Below are 20,287 nucleotides of genomic sequence, written 5' to 3' on the forward strand. Positions count from 1 at the left end.
ATCATCTCCTTCGCTTTATGTTCTTTAAAAGTTTGGCTTTTAATATCAAGATTTATGAAAGCAGGATTTCAAAGTAAAATAATTAAGGTTTTTGAAAAACATGTAAGAGGCTGTATCCCTGCTAAACCAGGTTTTCTCGTGATATAATAAAATATCTTAATGCAGGGGGATGAGTGAAAATGGACTTTGTCCATATTGTGGCAGAGGATAAAATCCGCAAGGCAATAGAGGACGGGGAGTTTGATCATTTACCCGGCAAAGGACAGCCCCTGGTGCTTGATGATATGGCGGGAATATCTCCAGAGCTGCGGATGGCATATAAAATGCTTATAAATGCCGGAATGCTTGAAGAGGAGAATGATTACCGGAAAGAAATGATGCGCATCGAGGATTTAATTGCCAGCTGCGATGAAGATGCAGAGAGAAAAAAATTGCAAAAACAGCTGAATGAAAAGCTTCTTTCCTTTAATAAAGTAATGAAAAAGCGAAATGTCTCCAATAGCAATGCTTTTAAACAGTATCAGCATAAAATAGATCGTTTATTTGAATAAGTACATTTAAAAAGACATTTCTCTATCTGGGAAGTGTCTTTATTTCTTTTTTTACTCCATAATTCGCTTGCTTTAGATGAATTTACCTAAATTCGTTCATTTTTTTTGTTTTGCTTCCGATATAAAAAAGAGATTAGAAAAAAATGAATGGGTGAGTTTTTATGGATAAAACATCGTTAGTAGGGATACTTCTCGGTATTGTAGCACTTGGGGTAGGCATGACGCTTAAGGGTGTACCCGTCAGTCAGCTTGCAAATCCTGCGGCAATTTTGATCATTCTTGTAGGTACTGCCGCAGCCGTAACTACAGCAGTACCTGGTTTTGAATTAAAGAAGCTTCCAAAGTTATTTAAAATCCTTTTTAAGGAGCCAAAGCTCGAAAAACCGGAGGAATTAATTCAGACCTTCTCAGAATGGGCAGTCGTAGCCAGGAAAGAAGGGCTGCTGGCCTTAGAAGCGATTGCTGAACAGGTTGAGAATCAATTCTTGAAAAATGGGTTAAACCTTGCTGTTGAGGGTCAAAGCGCAGAGTATATACGTGATTTATTATCTGAAGAAATCGATGCGATGGAGGAAAGACACGCCGCCGGAGCAGCGATTTTTACTCAAGCAGGGACTTATGCGCCGACACTTGGTGTATTGGGGGCTGTTGTAGGCCTTGTTGCTGCACTGGGAAATATGGCAGATACTGAAGCTCTTGGCCACGCGATTGCAGCAGCCTTTATTGCTACATTAATGGGGATCTATACTGGTTATGTACTATGGCACCCTTTCGCATATAAGCTAAAGCGTAAATCGCAGCAGGAAGTCCGCATTAAACAAATGATGGTTGAGGGTATCTTGTCAATTATTGAAGGTGAAGCCCCTAGAACGATTGAACAGAAATTAGCATCATACCTGCCGGCAGAAGAGCGGAAAAAATTGCTTGAAGGCAGTGTGAAGCAGGATGGCTAGGAAGAAGAAACACAAAAAACACGAGGAGCATTTAGATGAATCCTGGTTAGTTCCATATGCGGATATATTGACCCTTCTTCTGGCGCTGTTCATTGTTTTATTTGCAAGCAGTTCGGTTGACGCGAATAAGTTTAAACAAATGTCAACAGTATTCGAGCAAATCTTTGATGGCGGGACAGGAGTTATGGAACAGCAAAGCCCTGTGGAAAGTCAAGATCCTTCTGACACAAAAGATGCCGGAAAAGAACTGCACGAGCAAACTGAAAAAGATGACCTGGGAAAGAAAGAGCAGAAGGAGCTTTCAGATATCCAGAGAAAAGTAAACCAATATATCCAAGCCAAACAGCTGACAAATAAACTGGGTACAGAATTGACGGATGAGGGATTGCTAGTGACGATCCGCGACAATGTTCTTTTTGAATCAGGAAGTGCTGACGTGAGGCAGGAAGACGAGAAAGTTTCCAAAGAGATTTCTGATTTGCTTGTAATGGATCCACCCCGAAGCATCGTCATCAGCGGGCATAGCGATAATATCCCAATTCAGACATATCAATATGAATCCAACTGGGATTTAAGCGTCATGAGGGCTGTAAACTTCATGAAGATATTATTGGAAAATAAGAAACTTGATCCAGCGTGGTTCAGCGCAAAGGGGTATGGTGAATTTAAACCCGTTTCCTCAAATAAAACGGAACAAGGCCGCGAAAAAAATCGGCGGGTAGAAATCCTGATTATGCCAAGGACGGCAATCAATAAATAAAGATGTAAAAAAACCTGTCAGCAAGACAGGTTTTTTTTGCAAATGCATAATAGAGTCAATCATTAGTTGTAATCTCGGATGGGTCCTCAGCCAGGCTTGCATAAATAATCGATTAGGAAGCCGGCACCAGCAATACACACGATCGGAGTGGCAAAATTAAGAACATGAAGCATGGTCATTTCCCATCCTCCGTTCCTATTGGAATTATCAAATTAATAAATTCATCATATTCCGAAATTTGTAAAAATATATTTTTGCCGCTGCAAAGCCCAATTTTTTATTTAATTTGATTAAGTTATTTGCTCATTGTAATATGTTGCGTGAAGAGATACTCTTAGAACGAAAATGGAATTAGTTGGAATGTTTGAAAACATATTTAAACTTAGCCCTATTTCTGTTAAAAATAGAATATGAATTTTGTCAGGGAATTCACCCATATGTGATGGAAGTGAGTAAATGGAAAAAGATTATGTAAATGTAATGGAAGAGATTGTATACACGATCGTGAATTTCTTGATGTCCGGGACAGAATACCAAACATTTTGCAAGTGTGCAAAATGCAGAAGAGATATTATTGCTTTAAGCTTGAATAAACTCCCGAGCCATTATGTTACCACTGATGAAGGAAGAAACCGGATTTATGAACAGCTGAACACCCCGGAAAACAGACAGTGGATCAATAAACGCATCATCAGCGCCATTCATGTGATCGGGAAATATCCGCAGCATGATACAAAATAAGTAGTATAAGCCCAGCTTAAGTAAAGAATTATCATTAATAGAAGAATGAATATTATTGATTTTGGCTCATTTAAGCAGCCATGGAAAAGGCAGAGGAAAAGCTACTTGCTTTCGGCGCTACGCAGTTGAAGCAACCTTTCAGCTTTAATCAAAGGCATGTGAAACTCTGGTTTTACATGCTTGCCTAAAATGTATGGGTCATAGTTATAAATTCATATGTTGAACTTATGAAAACGGCAGGGCATTAAATGGTCCTGCTTTTTTAGTACCAATCTATACATTACGTTTAATATCAAAAACAAAGGGAAGAAAAATAAGGTCTAACCATTACTTAAGAAAATAGGAGGAATAATCATGGGAAAAAAAATTGCATGCGTCATAACAAACATGTTCGAGGACTCTGAATACACGGAACCAGCAAACGCCTTTCAGCAAGCGGGCCATACCGTGGTCGCGATAGAGAAGGAGAAAGGAAAAACAGTTACGGGAAAAAATAAAGAAGCGACTGTAAGCATCGACGAGAGTATTGATGATGTAACCCCTGCTGACTTTGATGCTTTATTTATTCCTGGCGGCTTCTCTCCTGACCAGCTTCGCGCGGATGAACGTTTTGTCGCGTTTGCAAAATCGTTCATGGATGAGAAAAAACCGGTGTTCGCAATATGCCATGGGCCGCAGCTGCTAATCACGGCAAAGACCCTTGAGGGCCGCAATGCCACGGGCTTTAAATCAATTAAAGTGGATATGGAATATGCGGGTGTCACTTACAAAGATGAAGAAGTTGTCGTTTGTGGAGGCCAGCTTGTGACAAGCCGTGAACCTCGTGATATACCGGCGTTTAACCGTGAATCATTAAACCTGCTTAACTAACTGAAACAAGGCTGTGTCAAAATGACAAGGGTTCAGTCCCCAAACTGCATCCAGACCGTATTCATGTATGGTCTAAATGCAGATTTTCCATGGGGGCAGTACCCTCATGGCACAGCCACATCTATTTTCCATATTGACTCACCCCGGATAGGATTTCTCCATATATAATTAAAAACACATCCCACAGGTTACAGCTTCAAACCCTAATAGTTCATATCCCGTATTATTTAGAGTAAAATAGAGAGAGTTTCATAATGAAAAGGGTGTACGTTTCCCCCGTGGAGGTATCACTTATTTCAGCAAAGGAAGTGTCATAGTTGATCGTATTGAAGTCAGAACGCGAAATCGAGGCCATGCATGAATCCGGAAAAATCTTGGCGGCATGCCATAGGGAGATCGCTAAATTGATTGCACCTGGGATTACGACCTGGGAGATTGAAGAATTCGTTGAAAATTATTTACGTAAAGCGGGTGCAACCCCTGAGCAAAAAGGATATAAAGGCTATGAATATGCCACTTGTGCGAGCATAAATGAGGAGATCTGCCATGGATACCCACGAAAATCGCCATTAAAAAACGGTGATATCGTCACGATCGATATGGTTGTCAATTACAATGGCGCCCTGGCAGATTCGGCCTGGACTTATAAGGTCGGCACTGTTTCCGAGGAAACGGAGCATTTGCTGAAAGTGACAAAGGAATCATTATATAAAGGGATTGAACAGAGTATTTCCGGCAACCGCATCGGCGATATTGGACATGCGATCCAAACATTTGTGGAGGCAGAGGGGTTTTCGGTCGTACGCGACTTCATTGGCCACGGGATAGGACCCTCCATCCATGAAAAGCCGGAAGTTCCGCACTATGGACTGCCCAACAAAGGGCCGCGTATAAAAGAAGGAATGGTCTTTACGATAGAACCGATGGTGAATGTAGGGACGTACCAATCTGTAAGGGATCCAAATGGCTGGACAGCTTCAACGGCTGATGGCAAATACTCCGCGCAGTATGAACATACCATTGCCATAACGAAAAATGGCCCGGTGATCCTAACCGAACAATAAGACACAAAAAACATCCAATGCTACATTGGATGTTTTATTGTACAGTTTAATCGGCATTGATTTGTTTCCTGAACCGGAGATTGAGGCAACTCTGGGTATTATAACTTTATTTTTTTATCGGCCGTTCCAGCGATGTTAAATCTTCATCCACCATCATCACTCTGTCTTCAACGACAGTTTTGGCGTCTTGAATCGCTTTATTAAAAATATACGGACCGATTTCATTCATAATAAATTCTAAATGGTTTTCAGCTGCCAGGTCGCCGATTTCTTTATCATATTCTCGAGAGATATATTCCCGGATACTGCGAAGCATCTCGGCCTTCTGGTCCAGCGGGAATTTAATAAACATAAGGCACCTCACTTGTTCATTTTCTCTGCTGCCCGTTAGCTTGAAATCGATATTGCTCAACAAACCAATCGTTAAAGCCATCCAACTTTATGTCAAAGACGGGTAGTCCCGGCATCTCGCCTTCCATACATCCCCTCATTTCAGGCCAGTAAATCACCGCGTGAAGGTTTTCGAGCTCCCTTAGCAATACCAGGTCGCTTTCATACCTGATAATTAATGCTTTCGGAAATGGTTTTCGTTTATAGCCTTCAATAATGATTACGTCCGGATTGAACGTTGACAGGATTTCAATATTCTTGCTTAATAAATCACACCCTGATGGCAGGCTGGCAGTAAGCTGGATGGTTCCGTCCCCTTCAACTAATGCTGCCTGTGCGCCGCTTGAAAAAAGCCTTGTTGAGTCTTTATCGGGCAGGTCTGGCGCACCGCCATGCCCGTGGTGTTTTAGTACGGATACACTAATGCCCTTTTCATTTAAGTGCCGGGTCAGTCTTGAAATCACGGTTGTTTTGCCGCTATTTTGAAATCCAGCTATTTGGAAAATAAAGGGTTCTACCATGGCCAAACGCTGCCTTCCTGATCATCGAGGAGGAGGGCAAAGACCGTATCTCCTTCCGAAAACCCGCGCGTTCCCCCAGGCAGGATGGTAAGCGAATTGGATCCCGCCAGGCTAGTGATTATATTTGATTTATCCATACCGCTCGGTACAACCGCCAATTGCCCATTTTTATAGGTAATTTTAGTACGGACAAAACGCATAAACGGATTTGGTTTTTTGAAATCGGCGCCTAATATAGCCTGTACTTTTTGCAGGTGCGGTTTATCGGAAAAGAGCATCGTCCTGACAATAGGCCTTACAAAAAGCTCGAACCCCACATAGCAAGCAGAGGGATTGCCGGATAGTCCGAATAATATCTTGTTTTCCAATGATGCGATTGTTGTGACGCTTCCCGGCCGCATCCCAACTTTATTGAAAAGGACCTCTGCGCCTAGTTTGTCATAGATATCAGGCAAAAGGTCGTAATCACCGACTGAAACACCGCCTGTCGTGATAAGGAGGTCGACTTTCTCAAGAGCTTGACGGATTGCCTCCAGGCTTACTTCCAGATTGTCAACTAATTGTCCAAAATAAAGAACATCGGCGCCTGCACGTTTGATTTGTGCAGAAATCATATAAGAATTGCTGTTTCTGATCTTGCCTGGTTCAATCGGTTCAGAAACGTCCAGCAATTCCGATCCGGTAGCAAAAACGCCGATCACAGGCTTTTTTGCCACCGGAACTTTATCATATCCAAATGTAGCCAGCACCGCTTTTATTCCCGGGTTAATCATCGAGCCTTTTTTGACAAGGACATCCCCTTTTTTTGCATCTTCACCTTTAAAAGAAACATTTTCTCCTTTTTTCAGGGGTCGTTTGAAACGTATATAAATCCTGCTGTCCTTTTTAATTTCTTCAGTGAGCTCAAGCATGATGACTGCATCGCATTCTGCAGGCATCTGCGTCCCGGTCATGATCCGAACCGCCTGATCCTCCTTTACAGGCTTTTGTGGTACCATTCCTGCACCAAGCTCTTCCACGACTTCGAATTCGAACGGATTCTCCCTTGAAGCACCGGCTGTATCAACGGACCTTAAAGCAAAACCATCATAAGGTGCCCGATTGAAATGGGGGACATCATGGGTTGCAACGATATCTTCAGCCAGGAAACGGCCGTCACAATCGCTGATGGGTACCCATTCCACTGCACCCTCAAATTTCTTGCTCATTACCTTCTCAACTGCATCAGACACACTGATCGGTGTCCTGCGCTCTACCATGCCTTTCACTCCCGTCGTTTTTATAAATGGGCCCTTCCATTTCAAATATGAATCTTGCCAGCTGCACTTAGATACACAATAAAACTATATCAAAATCAATCCCGGGATGGTAATGATCCGGTCATGCCCAACAATATGTAATAAAGGTTGCTAAGAAAGGAAAATCCTTTACAAAAAGAAAAAACAGACAGTGGGGACCGTCTGGATTATGATTGTTTTCTTTCGTTTGTCTTATAGATTACTTATTCCTTAACTTCCCGAGTTCTTCCGCTATTGCCTGCATCTCGTTCGGGCTGAAATTGTTTTTCTTCATCACCATTTCATAAATTTCTACCAGCTCTTCGTACATTTCTGCATTAAAATGAGCGGATTTAATGGCACCGATATTCATTACCCTAAGTTTCTCTTTTATCGCTTCAATTATGTATTCCACATTTTCCGCTGAATTTTTCGTTAAATCCATATAAAATCCCCCTTTCGAAATTCATTTTCATCTTTTCATGATTGACGCGATAAGTCAACTGTGTACTAAAAATTTCGCCTTCAGTAGGTTACCCCGAAAATTAACCAACCATAAGAATTGCGGTTTTCGCAGATAATAAATGGGGAAGAAGCAGCATGACATTATATCGCCTCAGCTTCTCCAAAATTTTATTTAAATAACGATCAATTCCATCACTCCCTTGCTGTACAGGATGACATCAGAAGGAGGCTCCATAAATGGACAACTATCAGCTCACAAGAAGAAACAGATTTATGCAGGCCATTGTTTATGGTGCGATTGCGGGTGCTGCAATCAGCCTGTTAGACAGGCAAACGCGCGATTCTGTGATGAATGGCAGCAGAAGGTATATGACAGATATGAAAACCATGGTCTCACATCCGAACAGTACCATGAATCAAGTAAAGGAAGCGACAAGCAAGCTTCGGACAACGATGGAAAATATTGCGGAGGATGTTGCATTCATCTCTGCCCGCATGGATGAGATAAAAGAGATTCCTCCGCAATTGGCACACATGGTCAGGGAAACAAGGGATGCCTTCGTTTCCGAGGATGGCCTTCATCATGTAAACGAAAGCGTAATGCATTAATATTGCAAAACTCGTGTGTTGGCTAACTTTTGAAAAGGCGAAACCCCGCCCACGGAAATGGGCCATCTAGGCGAAAACGCAAGGACGTGGCGAAATTAGCCTGTGTTTGCAAAAAAACCAAACCGCGTGGGTGTAGCATGAAAAAGAGGTGGGAATATGACAGAAAGACAGGAATCGGGCAGGCCGTCATTCTTTTTGGATTTAATCAACCGCATGTCCGGGGATGACGTGACAGGATTGGCCGCCCAACTAGCTTATTTCTTCCTGCTTTCGCTGTTCCCTCTCTTGCTTTTTTTAGTCTCGATCCTGCCATATTTATCTTTATCCCCTCAGGACATCCTGAATCTTGTTCGGAGCTATGCACCACAGGAGTCCATGCAGGTAATCGAGAGAAATCTCAATCAAGTGATGCAAGGCAATGGCAGCGTACTTTCTTTTGGGATACTTGCAACTTTATGGTCTGGATCCAATGGAATCAACACAATGGTCCGTGCATTTAATAGGGCTTACAAGGTAGTAGAAAATAGGCATTTTTTAGTTGCGAGAGCAATGTCAATGATTCTTACGATTGCGATGATATTTGTGTTTGTTGTGGCATTGCTGTTGCCCGTTTTCGGCAGGCAAATCGGCCTTTTTTTTACTTCCAACTTCGGCTTGTCTGACGAATTTTTACATATATGGAATGCACTGCGCTGGGTGGTTAGCTCCCTGGTATTATTTTTCGTTCTAACGATGCTGTATTGGATTGCGCCCAATAAAAAAATCAACTGTTTAAGCGTGATGCCTGGAGCCCTGGCTGCTACTGTGGGCTGGTGCCTGGTTTCATTGGGTTTTTCATTCTATGTCGAAAAGTTCGGAAGCTATACGTCAACATACGGAAGTCTCGGCGGGATCATCGTGCTGATGATTTGGTTCTATCTGTCCGGTTTTATCATCATCATTGGCGGGGAAATCAATGCCATCAAAAGTGAACGGAAAAAACCCAACTGTTAAAAAAAACCATACTTTCATACGTTAATTCTTCTTCCCAAGGGAGGAAACTGGAAAAGAGTTCGATATATTTAGCGCACTTTGTTTTAAGGGGCATATAGTTATGGGAAAAACAAAACAGAAAGGCAAGAAAAGCCCAAAACATCCTTCCGGTTCAGCCAATGTATCAAACGGATATCATTAAGCGGAATAAATGGTAATGGTCTAATATTCCCTTAAATAAAATAAAAAGAGGCTGGCTCGACAAGGAATGAGATCCTCTGGAGCCAGCCTCTTCCGTTTAGCTCTTTAACAAACGCAAGCTGTTTAAAATAACCAGTATCGTACTTCCTTCATGGCCGATCACCCCATAAGGGAGATCAAGGAACTGCAGGAAATTCGAAGCGATTAACAGCATAATGACACTGATCGAAAAAATAACATTTTGTTTAATGATTTTGTTCATTTTCTTTGATAGCTTTACAGCCTCGGCAATCCGCGGCAGGTCATTCTTCATAAGCACTACATCAGCTGTTTCAAGCGCGACATCGGTTCCTTCGCCCATCGCTATGCCAACAGACGCGGTTGCAAGGGCGGGAGCGTCATTGATTCCGTCCCCGACCATGGCAACCGTGCCAAAACGCTCTTTCAACCTTTTCACTTCATGTACTTTGGTTTCAGGAAGGCATTGCGCGATATATTCATTCATATGGCTTTCTGCCGCAATCGCTTTCGCTGTTTTCTCGCCGTCACCTGTCAGCATGACGGTGTAAATTCCCTCTTTCCTTAAAGCTTCTATGGCAGAAATGGTTTCAGCGCGGACTTGATCCTTTAGGGTAAGGATTCCGGCTATCCCTTTTTCATCGCGAGCGTACACGATCGTTTTTCCTTCAGCGCTCAATGAAAGAGCCATTCCGCCCTGAAACTCTTCTGCGTCTTTACGGCCGACAAAATCAGCTTTCCCGACTTTCCATTGAACACCGCCAACCCGCGCCTGAACGCCGTAACCTGGAATATCTTCCATTGCTTCAGGCCTTATCAGTTCTTTGCTGATCGCTGCTTTTGCGTAACGGACGATTGCAGTGGCAAGAGGATGGTTCGAATAGCCCTCGATTGATCCAACATGGAAGAGGAATTCTTCGGCCGTTATATCCTCTCTTATAATCACGTCGGTTACTTCCGGCTTTCCTTTTGTCAAGGTTCCTGTTTTATCAAGCGCAATCGCCTTGAGATTTCCAAGGTTCTCCAGGTGGACGCCGCCTTTAAATAAAATCCCGTGACGTGCCCCATTTGAGATGGCCGATAATGTTGCAGGCATAATGGAAGCGACAAGGGCACATGGCGATGCCACAACAAGTAAAATCATGGAGCGGTAGAATGTCTCGGTCCAGCTCCATCCGAACAAGAAATGCGGCAGGAACATCATCAAAAGAACAACCAGAAGAACAATTTTTACATAAGTCCCTTCAAATTTCTCAATAAACAGCTGCGAGGGTGATTTTTCGCTCTGGGCCGATTGTACGAGCGTTATTATTTTTTGGAATAGTGTTTCGCTGCTTGGTTTTGTAATTTCTATAGTAATGCTGCCGCGCAGGTTTACCGTGCCGGCAAACACTTCATTGCCCGCCGCCTTGCTCACTGGCATGGATTCCCCGGTTATTGCGGCTTCATCAAGGTTTGTTTGGCCATCGGTAATCACTCCATCGGAAGGAACACGCTCACCAGGTTTTACCAAAATGGAATCGCCGACGGCAAGCTTTGAGACGGGAACCTTTTCCTCCACGCCATTTGGGAAGATTCTTAAGGCTTCCTCGGGCTGCAGGTCCATCAATGCTGAAATTTCTTTATGGCTTTTATTCATCGTGTATGTTTCCAACGCACCGCTTACCGCAAAAATGAAGATCAAAATGGCGCCTTCTGTCCAATATCCAATGATTGCCGAGCCGATAGCGGCAAGCACCATCAGCATCTCAACATTCAATTCTTTATTTTCGATCGTTTCTTCAATGCCTTCCTTCGCTTTTGCATATCCGCCTATGACAAATGCAAACAAGTAAGAAACAACGGAAGCTGTGCCCATATCATTTTTCGATAAGATCCAGCCTGTCAAAATTAGCACACCGCTTATTAATGCTGCAATCAGTTCGAGATGGGGCTTGATTTTTTCATTGAATAAAGAATTCCCTTCCTTTTCGCAGGCCAATGGTTTTGTTTCTGTTGTCATATAATTCCCTCCTGTAGTTTCGCTGGCAAACTTGCAGCCAACGGGTTATGAAGCTATCAGTCTCTTTATTAATTGAGAAAGATATTCAACTTCATTACCCATAAAATGACGAAAGCTGCCATCGAAGCCGATGACAGCGTGTACCCATAAAAAAGATTAAAATTTCTGTTTAATACATCGATACTACCATACATTCTATTCAAAAAAAAGGAGTTTGCTTATTGTTTTACCATAAGATCTAGCCATTTTTGTGAGAGGCAAACGCTTCTGTTTCCTCCAAGTTGACTGCTTGATCTTTGAAAAGGGCAAGAGCGAAAAAGATCAGCAGGAGCATGAAACTAATGACGAAGAAGAAGCTGCCACCTGTTAGATATTCAATTACGAAACCGCCGATGAAGGGACCGGAAATGCTGCCTAGACTAAAGAAAATACCGCACAATAAATTACCCGTCGGCAACAGATTTCTTGGAACCAGGTCAGCCATATAGCTGATTCCGAGCGAAAAGGTACTGCCCACCATCACGCCTGAAAGGAGGAAACATACTAGTAATCCACTCGCAGAGCCATAAAGAAAACCCGCACACAAGAAAATCAAGAATCCGGAAAATAGGATAAATAGTAGAATTTTTCTTCGTCCAAATGTATCACTCATCATGCCGAGAGGGATTTGCGAAAGCAAGCTGCCCGCGGAAAAAGAAGTAATAATTAGTGAGACCATGGTCAACTCTATCCCTGAACGCAGAGCATGGACAGGGAAGTTCCCATTGAGGGACGCTTCAAGGAATCCATATCCAAACGGCGGAAGGAAGGCAATCCAGGCATATTTGCTCACTTTCGAAAATCGCTTCAATGTTCCAAAGAACGAAGATGTTTCAATGTCATGGTCATGGTCGGGACGCTCATTTTTCAGTAGAAATACAGAAAACCAAGTGATGAGGCTGATGGCGGATGTCAGCATAAACGGCAGGGCTTCGCTTGTTTCAACCAGTTTTGTCATTAATGGCCCTACGGCAAAGCCAATACTGAAAAACAACCCGTAAATTGAAATATTCCGCCCTCGCTTATGGTCTGGTGAAATGGCGGTAATCCAGGTCTGTGTAGCAAAGTGAAGCATATGGTCCCCAATTCCGATAGCAAGCCTTAAGATAAACCAAAACCAAAAAGATTTCCAAACCGGGAATAATGCCAATGACACGACAACCGCAAGTCCCCCAACAAGTATGAGAGGTTTATAACCGAATTTTCGAAGCGGTGCTTCCATTAAAGGAGAAGCCACTAATACTCCTAAGTATAAGCCGGTCGCATGAAAGCCATTCAGTGATGAACTGACTCCGTCGTTTTCAAAAATGATCGCAATCAGCGGAAGCAGCATACCTTGTGAAAAACCGGATATCCCAACGATGCTTACAAGTACCCAAAACAGTATTTTTTGATTCATGCGATTTACTCCTAATAAGTTCTGCCTATTTGATGTTACATGGAAAAGGAAGGGTTAGGCAAGGAATAGTAGGGTATATGTTTTTTAGAAAACCAGCTGCGCATTCTGGGAGACTTTTGAATAAAATAGGAAATAATGTAAAGTTGTACATAATGAAAGATGTAGCTTGGACACATTATGACATAATGCAATCATCGAAATTATTGAATGGTGAGGTTGATCAGATGGCGAACAGAATTTTCTTCATTCTCGTATTGGCGGGTGTGCCACTTTCCGTTATCGGTTCTGTCCTGCATTGGCCAAGTGTGCTGATGTTTGTGGTTTATTGTTTAACTATTATCGCCCTGGCCGGATTTATGGGAAGAGCGACAGAAAGCCTGGCATCAGTGATGGGGCCGCGGATCGGAGGTCTTCTTAACGCTACGTTTGGCAATGCAGTGGAATTAATCATTTCAATCTTTTCTTTAAAAGCTGGCTTGATCGGGGTAGTGCTGGCATCCCTTACCGGTTCAGTTTTAGGAAATCTGCTCCTGGTGGCAGGCTTGTCTTTCTTTATAGGCGGATTGAAATACAAGCGTCAGAAATTCAATGTATATGATGCAAGACACAATGCAGGATTATTGATTTTTGCCGTTATTGTAGCTTTTGTGATTCCCGAGGTTTTCTCACAGGGTATGCCTGAAGGGAAAACGATGGCACTAAGCATTGGAATATCCGTGATCTTGATTGCATTGTATCTTGCGGCGCTGTTCTTTAAGCTTGTTACCCATCGTGGGGTATATCAGTCTACAGAAAAAGGCTCAGAACAGGTACAACATGAAGAAGAACCAGAATGGGGAAAAGGAAAGGCGATGGCCATACTTGCCGCGGCTACAATTGCTGTGGCTTATGTTTCAGAAAAACTTGTCCACACCTTCCATGAAGTAGGGGAAGCGTTCGGATGGTCTGAGCTATTTATCGGGGTGATCATTGTTGCGATTGTCGGTAATGCAGCGGAACACGCTTCGGCAATCATCATGGCATATAAAAACAAAATGGATATCGCTGTGGAGATTGCCGTGGGTTCTACCCTCCAAGTTGCGATGTTTGTTGCACCTGTGCTTGTTTTGATTTCTTTATTGTTCCCGACTTCCATGCCTCTGGTTTTTACGCTGCCGGAACTGATCACCATGGTTACAGCTGTATTTTTAATGGTTATCATCTCAAATGACGGTGAAACGAACTGGTTCGAGGGGCTTACCTTACTCGCGGCTTATATCATAATGGGGATAGGTTTTTACTTATTATAAACATAAGAAAACAGCCGATGGCGATGCATTTATAAATGCCAAGATGTTCGCCAAGTTTCAGGACCATGGGACGGTGGCACAGTCGAAGGCATATAATGAACGTTTGCGCTTAGATTGTGTTAAGCTTTATGCTTCCCATAAAAAATGACTCTGCACGTCTTGATTGCAGAGTCATTTTATGGTTTTAAAAAAGTTAAGTACATATATTCATCCAAAATTATTATCGTTTTTTGCCTGGCTAAACAATTCAATAATTCTAGAAAATTCACCCGCCTTTGCCCGAAGTATAGCACGAAGCGAAACCGCTACAAGATAGCCAATGGTTCTTAAGGGATCAATCGATAAACATACCTCCTTCAGAATGGTCAGGTATGAATGATTTCGCCTCCTTTGTTGTAGGGTAAGTTAAGTATATTACATATGCGTAAAATTGTAAATATTCAGAACTTTACAATATTGTTACAAATATAGTTTTTAATATTTGTTACCTTGTGGTTTAGCGAATAAAAACAAGGGCCACAGCGAATTCTAAACATAAACCAGATTACCTTAAAAGGAGTGAGACATCATGAAACGCCTTTTATTTCTTCTTACGATTTTGTTATCTCTTGCATTTCAACCAGGCAACAGCGCGGCTATCCCTAAGGGGGCACTGGATGAAATGCCTGCAGTGTCTAAGGTGAATGTACCGCCGTCGGTCCGGAATATCACAAAGGAAAATACCTATCCAAATCCTACCCAGGACCTGCCGTTTTTGCAGCCGAGCGAGCTTGCAAAGCAGTTGATTGTTTCTTCAGGTACAAAGATCGAAAATCCTGAACTTATCCATATGCTGAATGAATCAAATATTGCAAAAGCACCATTTGCGTTTGGCTATCGCGCCACGATTTATTTGGGCCATTGGGCATTGAATTACCAATCGGCAGAAACATCGCCTAACTGGGAATACCAGAAAATCAATACGAACTATTTTGATAACCGGGGCGCAAATGGAGCGTACAAGATCCATTACGTCCAGGAAGCCCAAAAAACAGTGAGGGGCGGACTCACCGCAAAAATCCCAGCTTCGGATGACGTTCAGAAAATGATGCTTTTAAAAGCAACGGAAAAAACGAATCTCCCCCTTGCGTTTGAAACAATTGTTGGTGCAGGAACCAAAAAAGACCAAGAGTATAACATCCCAGCCAAAAGACTTGGCTATTTAAATGCTTATGCCTCGGCTGTTAATGAGAAAGGAAAAGTCACCTACGGAGAGGTTTATCTGATACTTAAAGGCAATAAACGTGCCATCGCGTTAAAAAATGTGACCTCCCAGGGCATTGGTGCATGGATACCAATTCAGGATTTACTATCGTTTAGTTTCACTTCCAGTACAGTTCCAAGGTAACATCGCCCGGCCACGAGCCGGGTTTTATGTTTATTTTTGGGGTGTGCAGGAAAACCCAGAAAAATAAAAAAGCTGACCCAGTAACAGGGCCAGCGCTAACATATCTAAATATAGACTGAATAGCCGTGTAAACTTTTTTCTTCGGGGTTTCGCCATCAGTTTCGTTTGATCGTTATATATTTGTTTTTCTGTCCATGAAATTTGTTCCTGGATAATAGGCATTTTTTACAAGAACGTTTGGACCGAGGCACTGTACTGAAGGGCAATGGCAGTTCAGTTGTTTTGCCAGCTTGGAATGTACCCAAGTTTCGTATGCTGCTGAAAGCGTCTGGTCAACAATATTGCCAAGTGCAGGAGCATCTCCAAAATCCGTCACTATTACTTCCCCGTTAAAAATATTTACATTCAAGCGTGAACGGCCATCAGGATCATTTCGTACTGTAACGTTTTCAGCAGCAAAAAGCCGCTTAAGAAGGTTCAAATCCTCTTGATTAGTGCTGCATGGGTAAAAAGGCAGAGTCCCAAATAGCATCCATGTATCTTTATCTCGTATATCGAGGAGATGATGGATCGCTGCCCGCATTTCGGCTAATGATAGGGTTTCGAGGTTAGAAGCCCAGTCGCTAGGGTACATTGGATGAATCTCATGGCGCTTGCAGCCCATTTCATCAACGATTTGTTTGTGTATATGTTCCAGATGGGGAAGTGTCCGCTTATTAAGCATAGTCTCGGCGGAAACAAGGACACCGGATTCGGATAATGCACGCGAGTTCTCAATCATTTTTTCAAATAACTTTGCCCGTTGTTCCCTTGTCGGCTTCCGATCCATCACAGCGAAACCGCCATCTATGAAATCATCAAGAGTGCCCCAGTTATGGGAGATGTGGAGAACGTCCAAATATGGAATGATTGCCTTGTATCGATCGAGGTCCAATGTTAAATTGGAATTGATTTGGGTGCGGACACCTCTTTCCCTCGCATATTTTAAAAGAGGCACCACATAATTTATTACACCTTTTTTAGAAAGCATGGGCTCTCCGCCTGTGATGCTCAAGCTGCGGAGTGCAGGTATTTCATCAAGCCTTTGCAGCAGCAAATCAAGCGGAAGGGCGTCGGGGTCTTTAGGCTGAAGAGTATAGCCGACTGCGCAATGTTCACATCTCATATTACAGAGAGTGGTCGTTGTAAATTCTACATTTGTAAGGGTCATATTCCCGTATTGCTCAACATCCATATAAGCTTCCCAGGGATCGTATTTTGGGGTGATCGGATGTAACGTTTTATTTTTTGTTGGTATCATGGTAAGAAAACTCCTAACTTTGGGCTTGCCTAACCCATTATCGATAAGCGGAATAACAATGTCAACATGGAAGGGTTTCATCCAGGGATTCTCGGGCATCCATTTGCATGATTGACCGGTTTTCGGTAGGATAATAGAATCGAAGGGAGCGAGGACAGTGGGAAAATCAATATATAATAAGGATGACCAATTAACATATTTAAAAGAACGCCTCTCCATGTTCATGGAGGTTATAGATAACATAGAACCAGAAAACACGGAACTTGACGATATCGACCGCCTCATTACCATTATCGACGATATCGAAGATAAAGTAGAACAATTCAAAAAACGCTAACCAGCATCATTTTATGTTTTATAACACGTATTTATGTTTAGGGGGTCAGTCCCCCACCGCTTTTAAAGCGGTGGGGGACTGACCCCCTGATGCGTTGAAACAATAAAGTTTCTTGCAATCGGTTGCAATAGATATCTTTTCTATTTTTATCTATAGGAGTATAATGGACGGGGAATGAAAATTTCGATTATTCTATTATTACAATCGCCATAGAACAGCATCCGCCCGCTTGCAAAGAGCGGCTGCAGAACAAAGGGAAGCATGAGGGGGAAAAGTAGCATGAATATTGCAACGCTTCAAGAGAGTATGTACAAGTTGATTGTTGAGACGTCCACGAACCTTCCAAGAGATGTCCGCAGAGCGATCAAATCCGCGAAAGAACGGGAAAACGCAGGGACCCGCTCGGCTATGAGTTTATCCACGATCACACAAAATATTTCCATGGCGGATGATAAGGTATCTCCGATCTGCCAGGATACCGGGCTTCCGACATTTAAAATAAAAACCCCGGTTGGCGTGAACCAGCTGGAAATAAAAGAAGCTATCAAGAATGCCATGATCCAGGCCACAAACGAAGGAAAGATGCGTCCAAACGCGGTAGATTCCTTAACAGGGAAAAATAGCGGGGACAACCTTGGCCTAGGCCTTCCTGTGATGAAATTCGAGCAATGGGACAATGATTACATAGATGTACGCCTAATCTTAAAAGGGGGCGGTTGTGAAAATAAGAATATCCAGTATAGCCTTCCTTGTGACCTGGAAGGGCTGGGTAAAGCCGGCCGCGACCTTGACGGCATCCGCAAATGCATCCTTCACTCGGTATACCAGGCCCAGGGACAGGGCTGCAGTGCCGGATTTATTGGTGTAGGAATTGGCGGCGACCGCTCATCCGGTTACGACCTGGCGAAGGAACAGCTATTCAGGAGCGCAGACGATGTCAATCCGCATGAAGACCTGCGCAAGCTCGAAGAGTACATCATGGAGACAGCGAACGAACTTGGAATCGGTACGATGGGCTTTGGCGGCGAGACCACCTTGCTTGGATGCAAAATCGGCGTCATGCATCGCATCCCAGCCAGCTTCTTCGTTTCCGTTGCCTATAACTGCTGGGCCTTCCGCCGTTTAGGAGTAATACTGAATCCGGAAACGGGAGACATTAATGAATGGCTTTATCAGGAAGGCGACAACATCGACTTTGCCGCAGAGGCGGAAAAGGAGCTCGCTGCTGTCGAAACGGCTGCGGCGGCGGAAGCTGCGCCTGCTCCTACGAACCGGGAAGTAGTTTTGACAGCCCCGATTACAGAAGAGCAAATCCGTGAATTAAAAGTGGGAGATGTCGTTCATATTACAGGCATGATGTACACTGGCCGGGACGCCATCCACAAATACCTGACAGACCATGATGCACCTGTCGACCTTAATGGACAAGTGATCTATCATTGCGGCCCGGTTATGATGAAGGATGAAGCGGGCAATTGGCATGTAAAGGCCGCAGGTCCGACTACATCCATCCGTGAGGAGCCTTATCAGGGGGATATCATGAAGAAATTCGGGATTCGCGCGGTAATCGGAAAAGGTGGAATGGGCCCTAAAACCCTTGAAGCCCTTAAGGAACATGGCGGTGTGTACCTCAATGCAATCGGCGGAGCCGCCCAATACTATGCAGACTGCATCAAGTCCGTAGAAGGTGTCGACCTGATGGAATTCGGCATTCCAGAAGCAATGTGGCACCTCAAGGTAGAAGGGTTCACTGCTGTTGTTACGATGGATTCACATGGAAACAGCCTGCATAAAGACGTCGCACAAACTTCTTTAGAAAAGCTGGGACAGTTCAAGGAACCTGTATTTAACTAAGCATTTCATGCTCACAGCACCTGCTGTGGGCTTTTTTATGCAAAAAAAATTTCAAACCACTGATAAAAGCGCTAACAACCTCTTTCTTCCGGACATATATTGGTATGGAAGGGAGGGATTCATCATGGATGTTAGATTATTGTTTTTTGCCATCTTATCCGGGTTTGCATTAGTGTTATTGCCCGGCCTCGAAATGTCCGGGACTATGGATAGCATAGTTTCCGCTGTTTCCCCTATCACTACAGCAATTGGGGTCATTGATATATTTGTTCTGTCCCTGTACATGATTTGGAGCGGCTTCAAATCATTATTTAAGTAATTTTAAAAGGGCTTCCTTTCATAAATGACAGGGCAGCCCTTTTTGAATATTTTTTTCAGGTTATCAGACAATAAGAGTAAAATTGAAAACAGGAGGTAATCGAATATGCAGACTAGGGCACTCCTGCTTATATTGTTGTGCTTCTTTATGTTGCTTTCCACTAAAGCTCTTGCAGAATCAAGTTCACCGCATAGCTGGGGATTTAAAAAAGGAAGAAACGGGATGCCAGCCGAAGCAGGTCAGGCATATGATGGAATGATTGCCAGATATGGAGCCGTGTATAAGGGTGATCCGGCAAAAAAAGATATTTATCTCACATTTGATAATGGATACGAAAATGGTTATACAACAAAAGTGATGGACGTGTTAAAAAAACATCATGTACCCGGCACTTTTTTTATAACAGGACATTATTTGAATACGGCACCGGATTTGGTGAAACGAATGGTGAAAGAAGGCCACACTGTCGGTAACCATTCGTGGCATCATCCTGATATGACAACGATCACAAATGAAAAAATTCGCGAAGAGCTTGAGATGGTACGTGAGAAGACTGAGTGGCTGACTGGCCAGAAAGAAATGAAGTACCTCCGGCCTCCGCGCGGGGTGTTCAGCGAAAGGACAATGGCAGTGGCAAAAGAAGAGGGGTATCAGCATATATTTTGGTCGCTGGCTTTCAAAGATTGGGTAGTGGATCAACAAAAAGGGCCGCAGTACTCCTATAATGAGGTCATGAAACAAATCCATCCCGGAGCGATCCTGCTTTTACATACGGTTTCAAAAGATAATGCAGATGCACTGGACTCAATCATCACAGATTTAAAAAAACAGGGCTACACCTTTAAAAGCCTGGATGATTTAATGATTGGGCAGCAGCTGCCAGACAGGATGCTTTACTGACATAAATGTTAGTTACAAGTAATTTAAAGAAAAACGTGCTATAATACGTGGAAAACTGCAAAAGGAAGG

Annotated in this window: 21 protein-coding genes; 14 read left to right on the top strand and 7 right to left on the bottom strand. The window is 43.2% G+C overall.

Going from position 1 to position 20,287, the window contains the following annotated elements; translation table 11 throughout:
- Positions 1–179 precede the first annotated feature (179 nt).
- The 6 genes from D0466_RS13290 to map all read left to right on the top strand — a co-directional run bounded on the left by D0466_RS13290 (position 180) and on the right by map (position 4,939).
- The gene (locus tag D0466_RS13290; protein WP_117323047.1) at positions 180–551 is read left to right on the top strand and encodes a DnaJ family domain-containing protein; all 372 of its coding nucleotides are present in this window, start codon (positions 180–182) and stop codon (positions 549–551) included.
- 161 nt (positions 552–712) lie between these two features.
- Entirely contained in the window at positions 713–1,504 is a 792-nt protein-coding gene (gene motA / locus D0466_RS13295; protein WP_117323048.1) for a flagellar motor stator protein MotA, read from the top strand.
- On the top strand, positions 1,497–2,264 hold the full coding sequence (gene motB / locus D0466_RS13300) for a flagellar motor protein MotB (RefSeq protein WP_117323049.1): 768 nt from the start codon (positions 1,497–1,499) through the stop codon (positions 2,262–2,264). Before motA ends, motB begins: the two co-directional genes overlap by 8 nt.
- Before the next feature lie 456 nt (positions 2,265–2,720).
- Positions 2,721–3,005 (top strand): late competence development ComFB family protein, encoded by a 285-nt coding sequence (locus D0466_RS13305; RefSeq protein ID WP_233522649.1) that lies wholly within the window; start codon positions 2,721–2,723, stop codon positions 3,003–3,005.
- A 354-nt stretch (positions 3,006–3,359) separates the two neighbouring features.
- The gene (locus tag D0466_RS13310) at positions 3,360–3,875 is read left to right on the top strand and encodes a type 1 glutamine amidotransferase domain-containing protein (RefSeq protein ID WP_117323050.1); all 516 of its coding nucleotides are present in this window, start codon (positions 3,360–3,362) and stop codon (positions 3,873–3,875) included.
- A 317-nt stretch (positions 3,876–4,192) separates the two neighbouring features.
- Complete coding sequence (map, locus tag D0466_RS13315; protein ID WP_117323051.1) at positions 4,193–4,939, top strand: type I methionyl aminopeptidase; 747 nt, start codon at positions 4,193–4,195, stop codon at positions 4,937–4,939.
- Positions 4,940–5,045: 106 nt separating this feature from the next.
- Here the strand turns inward: map and D0466_RS13320 are convergent, their stop codons facing one another.
- From D0466_RS13320 to D0466_RS13335, 4 genes are all read right to left on the bottom strand, one after another.
- On the bottom strand, positions 5,046–5,291 hold the full coding sequence (locus D0466_RS13320) for a DUF2164 domain-containing protein (RefSeq protein ID WP_158555905.1): 246 nt from the start codon (positions 5,289–5,291) through the stop codon (positions 5,046–5,048).
- A gap of 16 nt (positions 5,292–5,307) precedes the next feature.
- Positions 5,308–5,850, bottom strand: a complete 543-nt coding sequence (mobB, locus tag D0466_RS13325; RefSeq protein WP_233522654.1) for a molybdopterin-guanine dinucleotide biosynthesis protein B — start codon at positions 5,848–5,850, stop codon at positions 5,308–5,310.
- A complete protein-coding gene (locus D0466_RS13330) occupies positions 5,844–7,109 on the bottom strand; it encodes a molybdopterin molybdotransferase MoeA (RefSeq protein ID WP_117323054.1) in 1,266 nt (421 codons plus the stop codon). Before D0466_RS13330 ends, mobB begins: the two co-directional genes overlap by 7 nt.
- A 238-nt stretch (positions 7,110–7,347) precedes the next feature.
- The gene (locus tag D0466_RS13335; protein ID WP_117323055.1) at positions 7,348–7,572 is read right to left on the bottom strand and encodes a DUF1128 domain-containing protein; all 225 of its coding nucleotides are present in this window, start codon (positions 7,570–7,572) and stop codon (positions 7,348–7,350) included.
- A 257-nt stretch (positions 7,573–7,829) separates the two neighbouring features.
- Here D0466_RS13335 and D0466_RS13340 point away from each other — a divergent pair, with 257 nt between their 5' ends.
- Both D0466_RS13340 and D0466_RS13345 read left to right on the top strand, forming a co-directional pair.
- Positions 7,830–8,201, top strand: a complete 372-nt coding sequence (locus D0466_RS13340; RefSeq protein ID WP_117323056.1) for a YtxH domain-containing protein — start codon at positions 7,830–7,832, stop codon at positions 8,199–8,201.
- 156 nt (positions 8,202–8,357) lie between these two features.
- Positions 8,358–9,194 carry a YihY/virulence factor BrkB family protein gene (locus D0466_RS13345; RefSeq protein ID WP_117323057.1) on the top strand — a complete coding sequence of 279 codons (837 nt, stop codon included), beginning with the start codon at positions 8,358–8,360 and terminating at the stop codon, positions 9,192–9,194.
- A gap of 277 nt (positions 9,195–9,471) precedes the next feature.
- On the opposite strand, the gene D0466_RS13350 is transcribed toward D0466_RS13345, so the two are convergent.
- Together D0466_RS13350 and D0466_RS13355 are read right to left on the bottom strand one after the other, a co-directional pair.
- On the bottom strand, positions 9,472–11,394 hold the full coding sequence (locus tag D0466_RS13350; RefSeq protein WP_117323058.1) for a heavy metal translocating P-type ATPase: 1,923 nt from the start codon (positions 11,392–11,394) through the stop codon (positions 9,472–9,474).
- Positions 11,395–11,632: 238 nt separating this feature from the next.
- Complete coding sequence (locus D0466_RS13355) at positions 11,633–12,832, bottom strand: MFS transporter (protein ID WP_117323059.1); 1,200 nt, start codon at positions 12,830–12,832, stop codon at positions 11,633–11,635.
- A gap of 224 nt (positions 12,833–13,056) precedes the next feature.
- On the opposite strand from D0466_RS13355, the gene cax reads away from it, so the two are divergent.
- Both cax and D0466_RS13365 read left to right on the top strand, forming a co-directional pair.
- Positions 13,057–14,121, top strand: coding sequence for a calcium/proton exchanger (gene cax / locus D0466_RS13360; RefSeq protein WP_117323154.1), 1,065 nt, complete (start codon positions 13,057–13,059; stop codon positions 14,119–14,121).
- Positions 14,122–14,689: 568 nt separating this feature from the next.
- On the top strand, positions 14,690–15,508 hold the full coding sequence (locus tag D0466_RS13365) for a YfkD famly protein (RefSeq protein ID WP_117323060.1): 819 nt from the start codon (positions 14,690–14,692) through the stop codon (positions 15,506–15,508).
- A 172-nt stretch (positions 15,509–15,680) separates the two neighbouring features.
- Here the strand turns inward: D0466_RS13365 and yfkAB are convergent, their stop codons facing one another.
- Positions 15,681–16,808 carry a radical SAM/CxCxxxxC motif protein YfkAB gene (gene yfkAB / locus D0466_RS13370; protein ID WP_117323061.1) on the bottom strand — a complete coding sequence of 376 codons (1,128 nt, stop codon included), beginning with the start codon at positions 16,806–16,808 and terminating at the stop codon, positions 15,681–15,683.
- A 157-nt stretch (positions 16,809–16,965) separates the two neighbouring features.
- Here yfkAB and D0466_RS13375 point away from each other — a divergent pair, with 157 nt between their 5' ends.
- The 4 genes from D0466_RS13375 (at position 16,966) to pdaA (ending at position 20,218) form a co-directional block, all read left to right on the top strand.
- Positions 16,966–17,145, top strand: coding sequence for an SE1561 family protein (locus D0466_RS13375; RefSeq protein WP_117323062.1), 180 nt, complete (start codon positions 16,966–16,968; stop codon positions 17,143–17,145).
- Positions 17,146–17,424: 279 nt separating this feature from the next.
- Positions 17,425–18,999, top strand: coding sequence for a fumarate hydratase (locus D0466_RS13380; protein WP_117323063.1), 1,575 nt, complete (start codon positions 17,425–17,427; stop codon positions 18,997–18,999).
- Between the two features lie 124 nt (positions 19,000–19,123).
- Positions 19,124–19,318 carry a hypothetical protein gene (locus tag D0466_RS13385; RefSeq protein WP_117323064.1) on the top strand — a complete coding sequence of 65 codons (195 nt, stop codon included), beginning with the start codon at positions 19,124–19,126 and terminating at the stop codon, positions 19,316–19,318.
- Positions 19,319–19,423: 105 nt separating this feature from the next.
- A complete protein-coding gene (pdaA, locus tag D0466_RS13390) occupies positions 19,424–20,218 on the top strand; it encodes a delta-lactam-biosynthetic de-N-acetylase (protein WP_117323065.1) in 795 nt (264 codons plus the stop codon).
- Positions 20,219–20,287 lie beyond the last annotated feature (69 nt).

The organism is Peribacillus glennii (assembly GCF_003429105.1).
Lineage (GTDB): Bacteria > Bacillota > Bacilli > Bacillales > DSM-1321 > Peribacillus > Peribacillus glennii.